Origin of the sequence: Burkholderia sp. Ac-20384, assembly GCF_017104605.1 — a bacterium.
GTDB lineage: Bacteria > Pseudomonadota > Gammaproteobacteria > Burkholderiales > Burkholderiaceae > Burkholderia > Burkholderia lata.
The window spans coordinates 1-17322 of sequence record NZ_JAAGPE010000205.1 but is presented as its reverse complement, the minus strand read 5'-3'; the positions used below and the strand labels follow the sequence as shown (position 1 = coordinate 17322).

Annotated in this window: 18 protein-coding genes and 2 pseudogenes; 9 read left to right on the top strand and 11 right to left on the bottom strand. The window is 68.0% G+C overall.

The features are described 5' to 3' along the window. Together G3O00_RS29085 and G3O00_RS29080 are read right to left on the bottom strand one after the other, a co-directional pair. The coding region (locus G3O00_RS29085; RefSeq protein WP_206145085.1) for a bifunctional alpha/beta hydrolase/class I SAM-dependent methyltransferase at positions 1-1214 on the bottom strand (1214 nt) is incomplete at its 3' end. A gap of 79 nt (positions 1215-1293) precedes the next feature. Continuing rightward, on the bottom strand, positions 1294-1899 hold the full coding sequence (locus G3O00_RS29080) for a CDP-alcohol phosphatidyltransferase family protein (protein ID WP_174917791.1): 606 nt from the start codon (positions 1897-1899) through the stop codon (positions 1294-1296). 123 nt (positions 1900-2022) lie between these two features. Here G3O00_RS29080 and G3O00_RS29075 point away from each other — a divergent pair, with 123 nt between their 5' ends. The 3 genes from G3O00_RS29075 (at position 2023) to G3O00_RS29065 (ending at position 3955) form a co-directional block, all read left to right on the top strand. Next, complete coding sequence (locus G3O00_RS29075; RefSeq protein ID WP_157687166.1) at positions 2023-2253, top strand: hypothetical protein; 231 nt, start codon at positions 2023-2025, stop codon at positions 2251-2253. 102 nt (positions 2254-2355) lie between these two features. Next, positions 2356-2988: a lysophospholipid acyltransferase family protein gene (locus G3O00_RS29070; protein WP_011351684.1), complete on the top strand. Its 633-nt coding sequence runs from the start codon at positions 2356-2358 to the stop codon at positions 2986-2988. Between the two features lie 37 nt (positions 2989-3025). After that, positions 3026-3955: a phosphatidate cytidylyltransferase gene (locus tag G3O00_RS29065; protein ID WP_047850397.1), complete on the top strand. Its 930-nt coding sequence runs from the start codon at positions 3026-3028 to the stop codon at positions 3953-3955. Between the two features lie 42 nt (positions 3956-3997). Here the strand turns inward: G3O00_RS29065 and G3O00_RS29060 are convergent, their stop codons facing one another. Together G3O00_RS29060 and G3O00_RS29055 are read right to left on the bottom strand one after the other, a co-directional pair. Then, entirely contained in the window at positions 3998-4822 is an 825-nt protein-coding gene (locus G3O00_RS29060) for a topoisomerase IV (RefSeq protein ID WP_206145084.1), read from the bottom strand. Positions 4823-4878: 56 nt separating this feature from the next. Continuing rightward, the gene (locus G3O00_RS29055; RefSeq protein WP_346779008.1) at positions 4879-5646 is read right to left on the bottom strand and encodes a hypothetical protein; all 768 of its coding nucleotides are present in this window, start codon (positions 5644-5646) and stop codon (positions 4879-4881) included. Positions 5647-5752: 106 nt separating this feature from the next. On the opposite strand from G3O00_RS29055, the gene G3O00_RS29050 reads away from it, so the two are divergent. The 3 genes from G3O00_RS29050 (at position 5753) to G3O00_RS29040 (ending at position 8020) form a co-directional block, all read left to right on the top strand. Then, positions 5753-6544 (top strand): helix-turn-helix transcriptional regulator, encoded by a 792-nt coding sequence (locus G3O00_RS29050; RefSeq protein WP_206145083.1) that lies wholly within the window; start codon positions 5753-5755, stop codon positions 6542-6544. A gap of 333 nt (positions 6545-6877) precedes the next feature. Beyond that, a complete protein-coding gene (locus G3O00_RS29045; RefSeq protein WP_174936553.1) occupies positions 6878-7096 on the top strand; it encodes a hypothetical protein in 219 nt (72 codons plus the stop codon). 102 nt (positions 7097-7198) lie between these two features. Next, a complete protein-coding gene (locus tag G3O00_RS29040; RefSeq protein ID WP_206145082.1) occupies positions 7199-8020 on the top strand; it encodes a carbon-nitrogen hydrolase family protein in 822 nt (273 codons plus the stop codon). Between the two features lie 30 nt (positions 8021-8050). On the opposite strand, the gene G3O00_RS29035 is transcribed toward G3O00_RS29040, so the two are convergent. Genes G3O00_RS29035 through G3O00_RS29025 form a run of 3 tightly spaced genes read right to left on the bottom strand, consistent with a single transcriptional unit; the run spans position 8051 to position 11059 of the window. Then, a complete protein-coding gene (locus tag G3O00_RS29035) occupies positions 8051-8362 on the bottom strand; it encodes a hypothetical protein (RefSeq protein WP_011351678.1) in 312 nt (103 codons plus the stop codon). Then, on the bottom strand, positions 8362-9720 hold the full coding sequence (locus G3O00_RS29030) for an acyclic terpene utilization AtuA family protein (RefSeq protein ID WP_206145081.1): 1359 nt from the start codon (positions 9718-9720) through the stop codon (positions 8362-8364). Before G3O00_RS29030 ends, G3O00_RS29035 begins: the two co-directional genes overlap by 1 nt. Positions 9721-9760: 40 nt before the next feature. Next, positions 9761-11059 (bottom strand): citrate:proton symporter, encoded by a 1299-nt coding sequence (locus tag G3O00_RS29025; protein WP_174936543.1) that lies wholly within the window; start codon positions 11057-11059, stop codon positions 9761-9763. 97 nt (positions 11060-11156) lie between these two features. Between G3O00_RS29025 and G3O00_RS29020 the strand changes: the two genes are divergently transcribed. Beyond that, positions 11157-12053, top strand: a complete 897-nt coding sequence (locus G3O00_RS29020; protein WP_206145080.1) for a LysR family transcriptional regulator — start codon at positions 11157-11159, stop codon at positions 12051-12053. A 42-nt stretch (positions 12054-12095) separates the two neighbouring features. Here G3O00_RS29020 and G3O00_RS29015 read toward each other — a convergent pair whose 3' ends face one another. Then, on the bottom strand, positions 12096-12680 hold the full coding sequence (locus G3O00_RS29015) for a flavin reductase family protein (RefSeq protein ID WP_011351674.1): 585 nt from the start codon (positions 12678-12680) through the stop codon (positions 12096-12098). 132 nt (positions 12681-12812) lie between these two features. Further along, positions 12813-13238, bottom strand: a complete 426-nt coding sequence (locus G3O00_RS29010) for a VOC family protein (protein WP_174936535.1) — start codon at positions 13236-13238, stop codon at positions 12813-12815. Positions 13239-13350: 112 nt separating this feature from the next. On the opposite strand from G3O00_RS29010, the gene G3O00_RS29005 reads away from it, so the two are divergent. Further along, complete coding sequence (locus G3O00_RS29005; protein WP_206145079.1) at positions 13351-14223, top strand: LysR family transcriptional regulator; 873 nt, start codon at positions 13351-13353, stop codon at positions 14221-14223. A 23-nt stretch (positions 14224-14246) separates the two neighbouring features. On the opposite strand, the gene G3O00_RS29000 is transcribed toward G3O00_RS29005, so the two are convergent. Both G3O00_RS29000 and G3O00_RS28995 read right to left on the bottom strand, forming a co-directional pair. After that, on the bottom strand, positions 14247-15026 hold the full coding sequence (locus tag G3O00_RS29000) for a hypothetical protein (RefSeq protein ID WP_174936529.1): 780 nt from the start codon (positions 15024-15026) through the stop codon (positions 14247-14249). Positions 15027-15081: 55 nt separating this feature from the next. Then, positions 15082-17139 (bottom strand): annotated as a pseudogene (locus tag G3O00_RS28995) (TonB-dependent siderophore receptor); the annotation flags it as partial. Here G3O00_RS28995 and G3O00_RS28990 point away from each other — a divergent pair. After that, positions 17111-17322, top strand: a pseudogene (locus G3O00_RS28990) (NmrA family transcriptional regulator); the annotation flags it as partial. The pseudogenes G3O00_RS28995 and G3O00_RS28990 sit on opposite strands and share 29 nt — an antisense overlap.

The following is a 17322-nucleotide window of genomic DNA, read 5'->3' as shown; positions in this document are numbered from 1 at the left end:
GCGCCGTGGCCGCGCAGGCGGCCGATCGCCGCGCCGATCAGTTCCTGCAGATGCACCTTGCGCTGGCGGATGCCGACCCAGCCCGGCGAATCGAGATAGGTGCGGTCGATCAGCGCGCCGACGCCGAGACGCCCCTGCGCGCGGTTGCGGTACACGTAGTCGAGCGTCGAGCCCGAATCGAAGCCGAGCCGCAGCCCGAGCGCGATGCCGTCCGACAGCGCACCGCCGGCCTTCAGGCCGGCGCGCGTGAGCGCCCAGTACGCGCGCGCGAACGCATTCGCGGGCGGGCGGCCGAGCGCCGCGTATTCGTCGTGGAACGCGCCGCGCCGGTCGGCGTCGGCGAGCGACACGCGCGGGCTCGGCGCATCGAATTCGCGCAGCACGAATGCACGCAGCGGTGCGAGCGCCTGCGCGCGGTCGCGTTCGCCGAGCGTGTCGTGATAGAAGCCCGGCAGCACGATGCGCTCCTTGCGCGCGGCGCCGAGGCGCTCGAAGAAGCGGTCCTGCGGGCCGCGATGCACGACCCAGTCGGCGCCGGAGATCAGCAACTGCGTCGGCACGGTGATCGCGGCCGCGTCGGCGACGATCCGCTGCGCGGTGTCGTGCAGGTCGAGCAGCATGTTGACCGCGATCGGCCGCGTGATCAGCGGATCGGACGCATAGCTCGCGATCCGCTCGGGATCGTGCGTGAGGAATTTCGGCTTCACGTAGCTGTTCACGTAGAACAGCCCGCGCAGCTTGTGCATCAGCCGCAGGCCCGGCCGCGCGAACGGTACGTAGAGCTTGATGTGGAACGCCGGTGACGCGACGACGAGCGCGCGGATCGGCGGCGCATAATCGTGCGCCCAGGTGGCCGCGAGCACCGCGCCGACGCTCTGGCCGACCACGGCCATGTCCTCGATCGCGATGCCGTGCGTGTCGCGGATATGTTCGACGAAAGTCTGCAGGTCGCGCACCGACGCGGCCGCGCTTGGGCTGTAGCCGCGCGCGCCGGGCGAGCGGCCGTGGCCGCGCGCATCCCACGCGAAGAATGCGAAATCGGGCAGGTCGAGCTCGTCGACGAGGTGCGCGACGCGCGCCGAGTGTTCGTGGCCGCGGTGCAGCAACACGATTGCGCCGCGGCAGCGCGCGCCCGTGGCGGGCCAGTGACGATAGAACAGCGTTTCGCCGTCGTGCGTGATGAAGTCGGCCTCGCGGGCCATGCGTGCGCTCATACGATCTCTCTCGTTTCGTTATTCGAATCTTGGTGCGCCGCCCTCCGGCGCCCGGTACCGCAACCGCTCTGACTACCCTTTAACCGCCCTTTTCCGCGATGCCGGCCTGCACGCGCCGCACCACGGTCACGATCGACAGCACGATCAGCAGCCGCCACAACCATGCGGCGACGCCGCCGACCGGAAACCCGAGCCCGATCCACAGCGCGAACGCGCCGAGGGCGAGCGCGCGGTCGCTCTTGCCGAACGGGCCGTCGTAGCGGCGGCTCACGCCGACCAGCGGGCCGATCAGCCCCGCGCATTCAACGATCACCGCCGTCAGCGCGAACAGCCAGACGTCCGCCGGAGCGAACACGGGAATCGCGAGAAACGGCAGCACCAGTGCGATATCGGACACCACGTCGCCGAGTTCGTTCAGGTACGCGCCGAGCGTGCTCTTCTGGTTGTGCTCGCGCGCGAGCATCCCGTCGATCGCGTTGAGCGCCATCCGCGCGAACAGCCACAGCGGGATCAGCAGGAACAGCGCGCGGGCAAACACGCCGAGCCCGGCGAGCGCGCCGACGACGATCGAGCCGCCGGCCGCGAACAGCGTGACCTGGTTGGCCGTGACGCCGCGCTCGGCAAGCGAGTTCGCGAACGGGCGCAGACGGTTCTGGAATTTGGGTTTGAGTGCGTAGAGGCTCATCGTTTTATTTGCGCGGCACAGTCGGATACGTTTCCCGCCGCCATGCCCCGGGCGGCGAAACGGCCTTGGACGGCCTTCCATGGACGGCCCTAATCGTCGCCGAGCGGCCCGGATGCGTCAAGCATGCGCCCGGCCCGCACGCGCGGCGCCAATCTGGCGTTTTTGACGGAAACTCGCGATAATCCGCTGGCCCGATCGCTGCGAGATCCATTCGAACTGCAAACGGGCACTCGTGCAACAGCCGATTATCACGCCGCCGAACGGCGCATTCGCCGCGACGCAACAGCGTGTGACGGCGAACCGTCCGATTATCGCGGACCTGCGACAGGCAGCCACGAATTTGAAAAAATTTAAACAAGGGCCGTCCGGCGCGCATCCTGCCGCGCCGGCATTCCGGGGTCCCGCCCGCCGCTCACGCGCAGCGGGCCATGCAGGCAAGCAGGAGGCGCAGCGCCGATGAACATTCTCAACGTCTGGCAGCGCGATTTCCTGCTGTCCATCGTGCGGCTCGTCGCCGGCGCGTATCCGGTCTGGCATCAGGCGCCGCCGTCCCCGACGCAGAAGATCTACTTCTCGAACCACACGAGCCATATCGACACGCTCGCGATCCTCGCCGCGCTGCCGCGCAACGTGCGTGCGGTCGTGCGGCCGGTCGCCGCGCGCGACTACTGGGACAGCAGCGACATGAAGCGCCACATCGCGCAGAAGCTGCTGAACGTCGTGCTGATCGACCGCCACCGCGAATCCGGCGGCGACCCGCTCGACCCCGTGCGCGATGCGCTCAAGCAGGGCCATTCGATCATCATCTTCCCGGAAGGCACACGCGGCGCCGAGATTCTGCCGCAGCCGTTCAAGAGCGGGCTGTTCCACCTCGCGACCGAGTTTCCGGACGTCGCGCTCGCGCCCGTCTATCTCGAGAACCTGCAACGGATCATGCCGAAGGGCGCGATCTGGCCGGTGCCGCTGATCTGCAAGGTGCACTTCGGCGCGAACGACGCGCTCGGCGCCCAGGAAGACAAGCCGACATTCCTCGCCCGCATGCGCGACGCGGTCGTCGCGCTCGCGCCGCCGCAGCGGCCGGCCGGCTGAACGCGGCGCCCTCTTCTCCCCTTTCCGGATATCAACAATGCGAACAATTTTCTGGGAACTGGTCGCGGGCGTCACGGGCGTGCTCGTCGTCGCGACCGTGATCGGCGCGATCCTCGGCGCGCGCAGCGGCGGCACGAGCGCGACCATCGTCAACCTGAACCAGCGCATCCGCGCGTGGTGGGCGATGATCGCGATCATGGCCATCGCGATCGGCCTAGGCAACAACATCACGTACCTGGTGTTCGCGGTGCTGTCCTACCTGACGCTGCGCGAATTCATCACGCTCACGCCAACCACCCCGAGCGACCACACGACGCTGTTCATCGCGTTCTTCGTCGCGATCCCCGTGCAGTACCTGCTGCTCGGGATCAACTGGTACGGGATGTATTCGATCTTCGTGCCCGTGCACCTGTTCTTCGCGATGTCGCTCGTATCAGCGCTCACGCAGGACACGCGCGAATTCCTGAGCCGCAACGCGAAGATCAACTGGGCGCTGATGGTGTGCGTGTACGGGTTGAGCCACGCGCCGGCCGTGCTGATCCTCGACATTCCGCACTACGCAGGGCAGAACGCACTGCTGCTGTTCTTCTTCCTGTTCGTCGTGCAGATCAGCGACGTGCTGCAGTACGTGGTCGGCAAGCTGTTCGGCAAGCGCAAGATCGCGCCGCAGCTGTCGCCGTCGAAGACGATCGAAGGGTTCGTCGGCGGCGGCTTGCTGGCCACGCTGTGCGGCGCATCGCTGTATCGCGTGACGCCGTTCAGCTTCGGGTCGGCATTCGGCATCTCGCTCGCGATCGTGATCGCGGGCTTCGTCGGCGGCCTCGTGCTGTCGGCCGTCAAGCGCTCGCTCGGCACCAAGGACTGGGGCTCGATGATCGCAGGCCACGGCGGGATGCTCGATCGCGTCGACTCGATCTGCTTCGCCGCGCCCGTGTTCTTCCACCTCGTGCGGTATCTGTACGTGTGATGCGCGGGCGGCGCAACGCCGCCCGTTCCGGTGCGCGAAGGATCAGTACCCTTCGCGCAATGCCTTCGGCACGACGTAGCGGCCACGCGCCGCATCGAACTTCACCGTATAGCGCGCGTGGATGTCCTTGTCGCCGCGCGTGCCCGTTTCCGTGACCGTCAGCGGATAGACGTCGCCGGTGCCGGTCGTGTCGGGCACGATCGTGAACGTCCGGCTCTCGCAATGCGATTTCGCGTTTCCGCAATCGAGCGATCCCGTGTTGTCGAGCGCTTCGTTGATGCGCGGCGCAGCCTCGACGATCGCATTGCCGACCGGCAGCCAGATCGACCGCATCGCCATCGTGTAGCCCTGCAGCGTGACGCCGTCACCGATCGTGAAGCCGAACAGGTGCGCGCCGTACCGCTCGATGCGCACGGTGCCCGGTTCGCCTCGCTTGCCCGACGCGATCTCCGTCTTCTTCACCACCGGCTCGAGCGTCTTGCCGTTCGCCGTTGGTTTCAGCACATACAGGTCGATCGTGCCGGTCGTCGCGTCCGAATCCATCCCCGGCATCCCGTTCTGCACCGCCGCCTCGGTCTCGCCGCACATCGCGAGCAGCGTGCGCGGGCCATCCGCGGTCGCGACGCGCAGCGAACCGCACGGCGCATGGATCAGATCGTCCCCGTCTGCCTGCCAGCCCTTGCGGTCCGCACGCCACTTGCCGTAAGTGTCGTGGATGAAGGTTTTCAACAGGTGGTCGGGCTGGGCCGGCTCGGCCGCATAAACGGGCGACAACGCGGACAATGCGGTGAGCACTGCGAGTGCGCCAAGCGCGGCGAGCGAAGCCGCGAGCGGCTTCAGACGTTTGTTCCGGTGCGGGACTGTCATGACGAGGATCGTTCAGGTCGAAAAGGTGTGTAGCGAAGGGTGGCGGGCCCGCACGATCACGGTTGCCGTGGCGCGATGCCGGTACCGTCCGGCTTCAGCCGCGCGGTCGGCACCCAGCCTTCGGCGATGCCGCGCGTGCGCGGATTCAGATAGATGACCGACGTGAAACGGCCATAGTCGGTGCGCGCATCGACGTGATCGTGCTCGACGATGAACACCCCGTCGATCCGGCATGCACCGTCCGGCGCGGAATAGAACGGCAGGCGCCCGTGGCCGGTGGCGACACGCCCGGCGTCGCTGCCCATCACGTAATCGCCCTGCGCCTGCGCGCGGCGGTTCAGCGCATCGCAATCGACGGCGCTGCGCACGGGCGCGGCCGGTGCCGCCGGTGCAACACAGCCCGACACGAAACGCGACAACGCGCGCCGGTCGATCTTCAGTACGTCCGGACGGTCGGGATCGCGCGTGACGTCGAGCGCACGCATCGCCTGCGTGTCGAGCGTTACCCAGCCGATCGTCGCGTCGCGATTCGGCGTGCCCGAGTGGTCCGGTATCGTGTACAGCCGGATGCGGTAGACGTCGCCGTCACGCTCGTCCAGGTCCGCATGGATGTCGCGCCGGTTCATCGCGGTCTGCCGCAGTGCCGGCACGATCAACTGCGTCAGTTGATCATTGCACGACGCCGGCGACGCGGCGGCAGCCGCCTGTCCGGCCATCGCGCCCAGGCATGCCATTGCAGCACGCACGGCGACAGCCGCGGCGAACCGGCGGCGGCGGACGGCCTCGCCATTCGCGCCGGCCGGCGTTACGATCTCGTTCTTCACCCAGGCTCCGTTCGATGCACGCGGGAATCGGCCCGCGAGCCCGTAGCGTACACGCACGGCGCGGCACCGCAAGCGCGCATCGCACCTGCCCGACATGGACCTACGCATGAACCTCACGTTGCAGGATGTCGCATGGCACCGGTCGGTCGGGCGGCTCATCGAGTCGCTCGATCAGCCGGGCTTCTGGCTGGCCCTGATCCGGCTGATCGAGGAATACGTCGCGGTCGACAGCTGGGTCGCGCTGACGTTCGGCGACGGCCGCCCGCAGGTGTTCGCCGAATGCCCGTACGAAGGCGGCGGCCCCGACCCGCTGTTCCGCGACTACGTGCAGGGCCTGTACCAGCTCGACCCGTTCTACATCGCGAACCGCGACGCGCCGAAGAGCGGCCTGTTCCGGCTGTCCGACGTCGCGCCCGAATGCTTCCGCGATACCGAGTACTACACGCTGTATTTCACGCACAACGTCGTCGAGGACGAGGTGCAGTTCAACGTCGTGCTCGACGATGCGCGCACGCTGTGCCTGTCGCTCGGCAGCAAGCGGCGCTTCAGCCCCGAGCAGGTGGCGTTGCTCGACCTGATCCGGCCGTGGGTAGCCGGGCTGATGCGGCAGCGGCTCGCGTTCGAGCCGGCCGCCGCGGACCATGCGCCGCCGCGCCGGCCCGGCGCACACGACGGCTTCGAGCAGGCGATGGCGCGGCTCGGCACGCCGCTCACCGCGCGCGAGCTCGACGTGATCCGGTTGATCCTGAGCGGGCGCTCGAACAAGGAAGTCGCAAACAAGCTGGCGATATCCGCCGAAACGGTCAAGGTGCACCGGCGCAACATCTACGGAAAGCTCGCGATCAACTCGCAATCGGAGCTGTTCTCGCTGTTCCTGAACGCGCAGACGGCACCCTGACGCGCGACGCTGCGGCGCAACACGCACACCGTTCGCACGGCCCGGCGGGCGCCCCCGCGCGAACGGCTCGCCCCGGCACCGGTCGACGGCCAGCCGCCCCGCCTGCGTCAATTCATCGCATTCCGCACCTTCCCCGCGGCCGCTACCTCCTACCGGCCGCACCTTCTGGGCAAACCGCTCGCCCGCCCCTATCCTTCGCGGGTCTGATTGCGTGCGCTCGCTCCCGGCGGGCGCACATGATGGCCTGGGTTCTGATAGCCGTATCCTCGTACGTCAGGACCTGTTCGCCGACCCTTGCACAGGGGTCGGCGTTTTTTTCGGACTTTGCCATGTGTGCCGGTAGCAGGGCGGCAGCGCAAGCGCGACGACGATCGTGACGGTGCGTCCGCGCCGGGGGAACGGATCGATGACAAGCAAGCGCACAGCCGCGACGAAGCGCTGCGCCAGGGAGACGACATCCTCGCGAGCCACCTGCTCGCCAGCCCCGACGACGTGTGGGTCGACGCAACCACCCCGCCGGCGGCGGCAAGATCAATACCCCCGAAGGGTTAACGCGCCGGCGGGATGGGAAATCCGCCGCTTCGGCGCATACTGGGGCCTCCTTACCCACCCGTCCGGCGCCACCGGCGACGGGCCCCTGCTACCGAAATCGCCATGAAACTGAAGCTCGATATCGTCCAGCTCGCCGGTCGCGACGGCGACACGCACTACAACCTGCAACGCACGCTCGAAGCGATCGCAACCTGCGCACCGGGCACCGACATCGTGATGTTTCCGGAGGCGCAGCTCACCGGCTTCCTCGATCCGTCGAATCTGGCCGAATGCGCCGAGCCGCTCGACGGCCCGAGCGTCGGCGCGGTCATCGCAGCCGCGCGTGCACGCGATGTGGCGGTCGTGGTCGGGCTGATCGAGAACGACGGCGGCCGCTTCTACAACACCACCGTGTTCGTCACGCCGGACGGCATCGCGCTGCGCTATCGCAAGACGCATCTGTGGGTGAGCGAGCACGGCGTCGTGCTGCCCGGCGACCGTTACGCGACGATCGAATGGCGCGGCGTACGGATCGGCCTGCTGATCTGCTACGACAACGAATTCCCCGAAACCGGCCGCGCGCTCGCCGCGCTCGGCGCCGAGCTGATCCTCATCACCGACGGCAACATGGAGCCGTACCGCCCTGTCCACCGCACGTCGGCCACGGCGCGGGCGATGGAGAACCAGGTGTTCGCGGTGGTCGCCAACCGCGTCGGCGGCAGCTCGCACGACGTCGTGTTCGCGGGCGGCAGCCTCGCGGCCGATCCGTTCGGCAACCTGATCTTCGAAGCCGGCAATACCGAATCGCGTCATGCGGTCGAACTCGATTTCGACCAGCTCGCCGCGTCGCGTGCGGTCTACGACTATCGCCGGGATCAGCGCCTGCACATCGCCGGCGAACGCATCGAGCATGCCGACGGCCTGCGCGAACTGCTGATTCCGTAAGCGCCTGCCCGCCTCCGGCGCCGACGTCCGTCACGCCGGGTCGGGCACCTCGATCGCCAGCAGCGCCGAACTGACCGACTTGCCGTGCGCGTCGAGCGCGAGCGAGCGCGTGACGCCGCCCCCGAGCGCATCGCGCAACACGAAATTGAATGCGCCGAGCGCCGGCAGTTCGTAACGCACGACGTCGCCGTGCACGATGCCCGCGAGCCATGCCTTCACGGCATCAGCATCGAGATGCGTGCGCAGATGATCGTAATGGCGCGGATCGTGGCAGATCACCGACACGTTCAGCGTATTGCCCTTGTCGCCGGTGCGCGCGTGCGCCAGTTCACGCAGTTGCATCATGCCTCCACGAATGAAAACGACGGCGTCACGGCCGCGCGCGGCAGCAGCACCGACTGCACCGCGATCACCTCACGCGTCGACTTGAACGCACCGCCGCCGCCGGCCGGCCCGTTCGTATAGAGCGTCTCGACTTCGTTGCCGATGCGTGCCGCTTCGGCGGCGCTCGCCGCACGGCCGGCCACCCGCACGCGTACCTCGGCCGGCTCGCCGCGCACGGCCGGCGTTGCGTCGCCATACAGCGCATCGACACCGATCAGGTCAAAGCGCAACTCGGTCGCCGCAACGCCTGTCAGTGCCAGCCGTTCGCGGACGATATCGAGCGCGAGACGCGCACGTTCGAGCGCACCCGGGCCGCCGTACGAGATCTGGCCTTCGCCGATCCAGCCGTCGACGTAAGCCACCGACACTTTCAGCGTGTCGGGCCGCTCGGTGCCGCGCCCGCCTGTCACGCGCACGCGATCGGTCGCCTCCTCGGCAACCGTGACCTGCGTGAAATCCGCGACGACATCGGGCTGCAGATACCGCGCCGGATCGTGAATCTCGTAGAGCAGCTGTTCCTTGCAGGTCGCCGCGCTCACGCGGCCCCCCGCGTGCGGCACCTTCGTGATCACGACCGAGCCGTCGGCCGCGACTTCGCCGATCGGAAACCCGAGCCGCGCGAGGTTCGGCACGTCCTTGTAGCCGGGATCCGCGAAATAGCCGCCCGTCACCTGCCCCGCGCATTCGAGCAGGTGGCCGACGACCGTCGCAGCGCCAAGCGTGTCCCAGTCGTCCATCCGCCAGCCGAACGCGTGAATCAGCGGCGCAGTGAACAACGATGGATCGGCAACGCGCCCGGTCAGCACGACGTCCGCGCCGGCCGCAAGCGCATCGACGATCGGCGCGGCGCCGAGGTACGCATTCGCGGACACGATGCGGTCGCGATACGCGGCGACGTCATCGCCCGATTCCTCGAAGCGGAATGCACCGCGCAACACCACGTCGAGCACGTCGTCGCCTTCGACCGCCGCGACCTTCAGCTTCGCGAAACCAAGCGATTGCGCGATCTGCGCGGTGCACCGCGCGGCCGCACGCGGATTCGCCGCGCCCATGTTCGACACGATGCGCACGCCCTTCGGCGCGGCGACCGGCAGCACCGCGTGCATCCGCGCGTCGAGCAGCGGGTCGTAGCCGAGTGCCGGGTCCTTGCGCCGCGCCTGCTGCGCGATCGCGATCGTGCGCTCGGCCAGGCATTCGAACACCAGGTAGTCGAGTTGCCCGTGTTCGGCCAGTTCGATCGCCGGCTCGATCCGGTCGCCCGAGTAGCCTGCGCCCGCACCGATGCGCACGCGTCGTTCAGGTTGCTTTGCTGTCATGTCCGTACCGTCGTCCGGCGGATTTCACCGCCGGGAAAGATCAAAAGATGCCCAGCACGACGCACGCGATCGTCATCACGATCGAGGCGCCGAACAGCAGCGGGAACGTGAATTTCTGGTGCTCGGCCAGCTCGATGCCGCACAGGCCGACGACGAGGAACGTCGCGGGCGTCAGCGGGCTGACCGGGAACCCGGTCGTCATCTGGCCGAGCAACGCGGCCTGCCCGACCTGCACGGCCGGCACGCCAAGCTGGCCGGCCACTTCCGCGATCACGGGCAGCACGCCGAAGTAGAACGAATCGGGATCGAACAGCATGCTCAGCGGCATCGACGCAAAGCCGAGCACCACCGGAATGTGGCCGGCCATCGACGGCGGCACGAAGCCAACCGCCGCCTGCGCCATCGCCTTCAGCATCCCGCTGCCCTGCATGATCCCAGTGAACACGCCGGCCGCGAGCAGGATGCCGGCCATCATCAGCGCCGCGCGCGCATGGGCGTCGATGCGCTTCCTCTGCATGTCGACGTCCGGGTAGTTCACCATCAGCGCGATGCACAGCCCCACCATGAACATGATCGCGGGCGGGATCTTCTCGCCCATCACAACCATCGTGCCGAGCACGACGAGCGTCAGCACCAGGTTGAACCAGAACAGGTGCGGCCGGCGCAGCGCCTGCTCGTCGGGCGTCAGCTCGCGCGTCGGCAGCGGGATCGACGCATCGTCGCGCGACAGGCCGAGCCGCTTCTCCTCGCGCCGCCCGAGCCAGTACGCCACGCCGAACACGAACACGAGCCCGATCGCCTGCACCGGGATCAGCGGATTGAACAGCGCCGACACCGGCAGGTGCAGCGACGCGGACGCGCGGATCATCGGCCCCGTCCACGGCAGGAAGTTGATGCCCGCGGCCATCGACACGGCGGCGGCCAGCACGCGCCGGTCCATCTTCAGCCGGTCGTACAGCGGCAGCACGGCCGGAATCGTCACGAGGAAGCAGACGGCGCCGGAGCCGTCGAGGTGGATCAGCAGCGCGAGCAGCGTCGTGCCCATCACGATGCGCGTCGGCCGCGTGCCGACCGCGCGCAGGATGCGGTCGATGATCGGGTCGAGCGTGCCGGCGTCGGTGATCGTCCCGAAGTACAGGATCGCGAACACGAACATCCCGACGACGGGCGCGAGCCCCTTCAGCCCGTCGATGACGAACTTGCTGGTGTGCAGCCCGAAGCCGCCGATCAGCGATGCGGCGATCGGCACGATGATCAGCGCGACGAGCGGCGACATCCGCTTCGACAGAATCGCGGCCAGCAGCACGACGATCGTGCCAAGCCCGAGTAACGGCAGCATCCGTGTCTCCTACCTTGTCTTCTGTTGGAGACGAGCGTAAGGTCGGCGCAGCGATAGCACAATTGAAATGATTTGATCGCAGCAATCACGAACCGTTATGGATCTGAATCTTCGCGACATTCGCGCGTTCGTCACCGTCGCGCAGGCCGGCAACTTCACGCGTGCGGCCGCGCGCCTGCACCTGTCGCAGCCGGCGCTGACCGTGCAGATCCGCCGGCTCGAGGAAATCGTCGGCGCGCGCCTGTTCGACCGCAACAGCCGCAGCGTCGCGCTCACGCAGACCGGGCGCGAGCTGCTGCCGCTGCTGCAACGCTCGCTCGACGACATGGAGCGTGTGCTGCGCGACGCGCGCGCGCTCGGCGAAGGCACGAGCGGCACGGTGCGGCTCGCGTGCCTGCCGACCTTCGCGTCCAGCGTGCTGCCCGAGCTGATCCAGTCGTTCCGGCGCGACGTGCCGCGCGCGGGCTTCGAGATCCGCGACGGCGTCGCGAGCCTCGTCACCGCGCTCGTGCGCAACGAGGAAGCCGATCTCGGCTTGACCGGCGGCGACACGTTCGATGCATCGCTGGAGGTGTTGTATGCGGGCGCCGACCGGCTCGTCGCCGTGTGCCCGAAGGATCATCCGCTCGCGCGCAAGCGCCGCGTGAGCACGGCTGACGTCGCGGCCGTGCCGCTCGTGCTCACCGCGCGAGGCACGAGCGTGCGCAGCGTCGTCGATGCCGCGCTGGACGCGGCCGGCTGCACGCCCGACATCGCGTGCGAGCCCACCTACATGATGACGGCCGTCGCGATGGTGCGCGGCGGCCTCGGCGTGACGATCCTGCCGGCGACCGCGCGCGAGGTGCGCGCCGAGCCCGAGCTGGTCGCGAAGCCGATCGACGACCCCGCGTTCGTGCGGCCGATCGCGCTCGTCACGAAGCGCGGCCGCACGCTGCCGCGCGTCGCGCAGGCGTTCGCCGAAACCATGCTGATGGAATTGAACAGGCGCGCGTGAACCGCGCGCCCGGATCGGCGGAACCCGTCGCCCGCCCGACGCTTACTTCGCGTCCGGATCGACGTGCAGCGATTCGCCGATCGCATAGAAATTGCCGCCCGCGATGTAGTGCAGGCTGCGCAGTGCCGGATCGGCCGATTCGAAATACCAGTGGCCGTCACGGAACACGCGCGTATCGGACCACGCCGCGACCACCTCGCCGATGAACAGGTCGTAGGTCTGCTGGTTGTGCGGTTCCGGAATCAGCTTGCACGCGAGCCAGCCCGAACAGCCGGCGACGAACGGCAGGTCGTGGCCTTCGACGTCGAACAGCGTGACGCCCGCTTCGCGCAGCTTGTCGGGCCGCTCCGCGAGACTGTGGTTGCCGACCGCATGCGTGAGCCGAAGTTGCGCGGCCGTCGGCACCTGGATCACGAACGTGCCGCTTCGCTCGACGAGCTCGCGCGTCTTCGCGGTCTTGTCGAGCACGACCGTCAGCTTCGGCGGCAGGAAGTCCAGCGCGCACGCCCATGCGGCGGCCATCACGTTGTCGACGCCGCCGTGGCGGGCCGACACGAGCACCGTCGGGCCGTGGTTGAGGAGACGGTAGGCTTTCTTCAGCTCCACCGGAGCGATGTGACTGTCCATACGGGTTCCTTGGAGAACGGCACGCACGAACGGATGCCGTGCGGCGCGGCGCCGGCCGGTGCGCCTGCGCGCAGCCGGGCCGGAGGCCGCATTCTCGCACCCAATTTCAATCGGCGCTGACGGCGCCGCCGGTCACTTCGCGAACAACTGGCCGATGTCGCGGAACGCCTTGAATTCGAGCGCATTGCCGCACGGATCGAACAGGAACATCGTCGCCTGTTCGCCGACCTGCCCCTGGAACCGCACATACGGCTCGATCACGAAAGTCACGCCGAACGACTTCAGCCGCTCGGCCAGCGCTTCCCAGCTCGGCCAGTCGAGCACGATCCCGAAATGCGGCACCGGCACGTCGTGACCGTCCACCGCGTTCGTATGCGCGCCTTCCTGCGACGCGGTCTTCGGATGCGCGTGGATCACGAGCTGGTGCCCGTAGAAATCGAAATCGACCCACTGCGCGCTCGAGCGCCCCTCTGCCAGCCCGAACACACGGCCGTAGAAATCGCGCGCGGCCGGCAGGTCGTAGACGGGAATCGCCAGGTGAAACGGGGAAAGACTCATGGTTGCCTCGTGATGGAACGCTCGCGTGGCGCGAGGACGGCACCATGGTAGTCAAGCTCAAGCAGAAATTAAATCAATATATAGTTGCGTCATTCACAAACGGAATTGATGAATGATCCGCGAACTGAAAACCCTCGTCGCCGTCGCCCGGGAAGGCACGTTCGCCGCGGCCGGCAACCGTATCGGGCTCACGCAGGCGGCCGTGAGCGCGCAGATGCAGCGCCTCGAAGCCGAGCTCGGCTTCGCGCTGTTCGACCGGCAAGGCCGGTCGGCCCGGCTCAACGAAATGGGTCATCACGTGCTCGACCAGGCGCAGGCGCTGATCGGCCTGTACGAGAACCTGAGCTCGACCGCGCCCGGTTCGCCGGCCACCGTGCGCGTGACGATCGGCGCGATCGCATCGGTACAGAGCGCGCTGCTGCCGGCCGCACTCGCCGATTTCCATCGCCGGCATCCCGCATGCCGCACGCGCGTGATCCCGGGGCTGTCGATCGAACTGGTCAACCGGGTGGATGCGGGCGAGATCGACATGGCCGCGATCATCCGGCCGCCGTTTTCGCTGCAGAGCGACCTGCACTGGACGACCCTCGTGCAGGAACCGTTCCGGCTGATCGTGCCGCGCATCGTGAAAGGCAAGGACTGGGCCGACCTGCTCGCGAGCGAGCCGTTCGTGCGCTACGACCGCGCGTCGTTCGGCGGCCGCCAGGTCGACCGTTTTCTGAGGAAGATGCACATCGCGGTGCGAGACACCTGCGAACTCGACGAGCTCGACGCGATCGTCAAGCTGGTCGAGAACGGCGTCGGCGTCGCGATCGTCCCGCAGACCGCCGTGTATCGCCGCTGGCCGGCCGGCGTGCGCGCGATCGACCTCGGGCATCACACGTTCCACCGCGACATCGGGCTCGTGCATCGCGCGCGGCGCACGATGTCGGAGCCGGCGCAGATGCTCGCGCAACTGATCGAAGCGGCGGCGCAAGCGGCCTAGCGGCCCAGGGCCGCCGCTGCCAATCAGCGCCGGCCGGCCGCCCAGTCGACGGCCGCGTCGAACAGTGCGACACCGGCCGGCGACAGGTTCACGAACGTGTCGTTGTCGAGGAAGAACATCACGCGGCGCGCCGGCGCGAGCGCTTCGTAGTCCATCGTCGCGCCCTTCTCGTACGCGAAGATCGCGGCCTTGTCGGGTTGGCCGTACACGGTCGCGATCGTGATCGCGCCGAGCCCCGGTTTGCCCCAGCTCATCGGCGCCTGCTTGCCGTACACGTTCGTCGCGCCGGCCGGCAGCCCGGCCGCGATCGGGTGCGGCGCATTGACGAGCCACAGGTAGCGCTCCTTGCCCGTTTCGCCGAAGTCGACGTCATGACGCTTGCCCGTCATCGCGAAATCGTCGAGCAGGTCGTTTTCCCAGGTGACGAGCGGCTTGTCGAGCGTGCGCCAACCGGGCCGCACGTTCTTCGACGACACCGTCGACGAGATCACGACCAGGTCGGCGTCACGCGCCGCATCGGGTGTCGACGCTTCGTCGATCAGGCGCACCGCGTAGCCGCGTTCGCCGAGATGCTGGACGATGCGTTCGTCGACCTTCAGGTTCGGGCCGCGCAGCTGCACGAGCATCGCGACGCGCGTGACGGCCTGCGGTGCATCGGCCGCCAATGCGGGGGCGGCCACCCCTGCGCCGAGGCCCAGGCCCGCGCCGATCGCGAGCACCGAGCCCGCGATCGCCCGCAATGCGCGACGCCGCGCGCCGGCGGCAACGGCGCGCACGGCGCCGGTTTTCATGTTCCGGTTCATCTGGATCTTCTCCGAAGCCGCGCGCCGCCGTGACGGCCGCGCGGCGATTGCGTGGTCAGAACTGCAGCGTGGTGAGCAGCGACACCTGTCGCGCATCGCCGATCGCGACGAAGTAACGGTTCGCGCTCGACGGGTAGTAGGTGCGATTGAAGAGGTTCTTCACGTTGAGCTGGAACGACAGCTTCTGCTTGCCGATCCGCGTGTCGTACGTGGCGAACGCGTCGGCGAGCACGTACGACGGCAGCGTGAAGCTGTTCGCCGAATCGCCCGGCCGTGCGCCGACGTAGCGCACGTCTGCCCCGATGCGCAGGTCGTCGCCGCCGACCACCGTGCCGAAGTCGTAGACGCCCGCGAGCGACGCGGTGTGGCGCGCGACGTTCCACAGCTGGTTGCCCGCGTACAGCGGATCCTCGGTGGTCTTCGCGTCGATGTACGCATAGCTCGCGATCACGTTCACGCGCTCGCCGATCTTGCCCGACACGTCGAGTTCGATCCCGCGCGAGCGTGCCTTGCCCGACGTGCGCCAGTCGGTCAGCTTGGTCGCGTCGTTGTACTGCGACACGAGCACGTTCTTCTTGTCGATGTTGAAGAACGCCAGCGTGCCTGTCATCCCGCCCGGCAGGTCGAGCTTGCCGCCCAGTTCCCACGCGGTCGCTTCCTCGGGCGGCGTCGCGCCGTCGATGATGTAGCCCGTCATCGGCGCGATCGACGACGACGGCTTCAGCGATTGCGAATAGCTGCCGTACAGCGAGAACGTGTCGGTCCACTTGTAGACGACGCCCGCGCGCGGTAGCCACTTCGAGCCGCTGAGATCGGTGTTCGCGACGAACGGCCGCCCGCGCCCCGCGACCTGGTTGTACGTGATGTAGCGCAACCCGCCCGACACGATCCACTTGTCGGTCAGGTGGATCGTGTCCTGCACGAACGCCGACGCATCGTGCAGCGTGTCGGTCTGGTCGCTGTCGCTCGCCGACACCGTGCTCGACGGCGGCAGCAGCCCGTAGACGGGGTCGAGGTAGTTGAACGGCGTCTTCACGGCCTGCCGCAGCATGTCCTTGCGATAGATGCGGCGGTATTCGGTGTCGAAGCCGACCTGCACGTCGTGCTGCATCCCGCCCAGCATCAGCTTGCCGTTCACGTAGCCGATCCCGTAGCTGTCGGTGCTGAGCGAACCGTGCGTCGCGTCGTTGCTGCGCGTCATCGTGCCCTTCACCGGATCGACACCCGTCGTGCGCAACTGGTTCGCGTCGTAGGTCTCGCGGTTGTAGCTGTAGCCGAAATGCGCGCTCCAGTCCGCGTTGAACTGGTGATCGACGCTCACCTGCGCGAGATGCGATTCGCCGTCCATGTTGTTGAACGGCTCGTCGATGCGCCGCCGCGCCGGAATGTCGAGCGGCGCGTTGGTGCGCGGGTCGAGCGCGGTACCGCGATCGAACGGCGAATGGAATTTCCGGTACTGGTAGGACACCGCGACCTGCGTATCGCGGCCGTACCACGCGAGCGACGGCGCGACGAAGGTCTGCCGGTATTCGCCGAAATTGCGCCAGTACTGCTCGTTCGACTGGTCGACGATCAGCCGGTACGCGAGCCGCGAATCGCCGACCGGCCCGGTCGAATCGAAAGTCGCACTGCCGCCGTTCTTGCCGTGCCCGAACGTCGACGCGCCGAGCGAGATCGCGTTGTAGCGCTTGAGTTGCGGCTGCTTGGTGACGACGTTGACCACGCCACCCGGGTCCATCAGCCCGTACAGCAGCGACGTCGGCCCCTTCAGCACCTCGACGCTGTCGACCGCCGCGTTGAACGCGCGCCCCTGCACGAGCGGCATCCCGTTCTGCATGATCGAGCCGTCGCGATTGCCGCCGAAGCCGCGCTTCATGATCGTGTCCTGCGTGCCCGCGAGCGTGTTGCCCTGCGTGATGCCGCTGACGTTGCCGAGCGCGTCGTCCAGATTGCGCGGACGCTGGTCGCGCAGCACCTGCGCCGGCACGATGTTGACGGCCTGCGCGGTGTCGAGCAGCGGGATATCGGAACGCAGCACGCCCGCTTCCTTCGGCGCGCGATAGCTTTCGGCGCGCAGCGCGCTGGTGCGCACATTGATCGCGGGCAACTCGGCGCCCGCGGCCACGCCGGCCGCTGGTCGGCGCGCTGTCTCGCATCGAGGTGGGGACGGCGACGGCAATACGGGTATCACCCGGCTGTTTCATCACTTCGAGGAACGGCTGCGGACGATCCCGACGCACGTGACGCTGCTGCGCTCGGCCGAGCATCTGCAGAACTGGACGCGCATCCTGCCGGT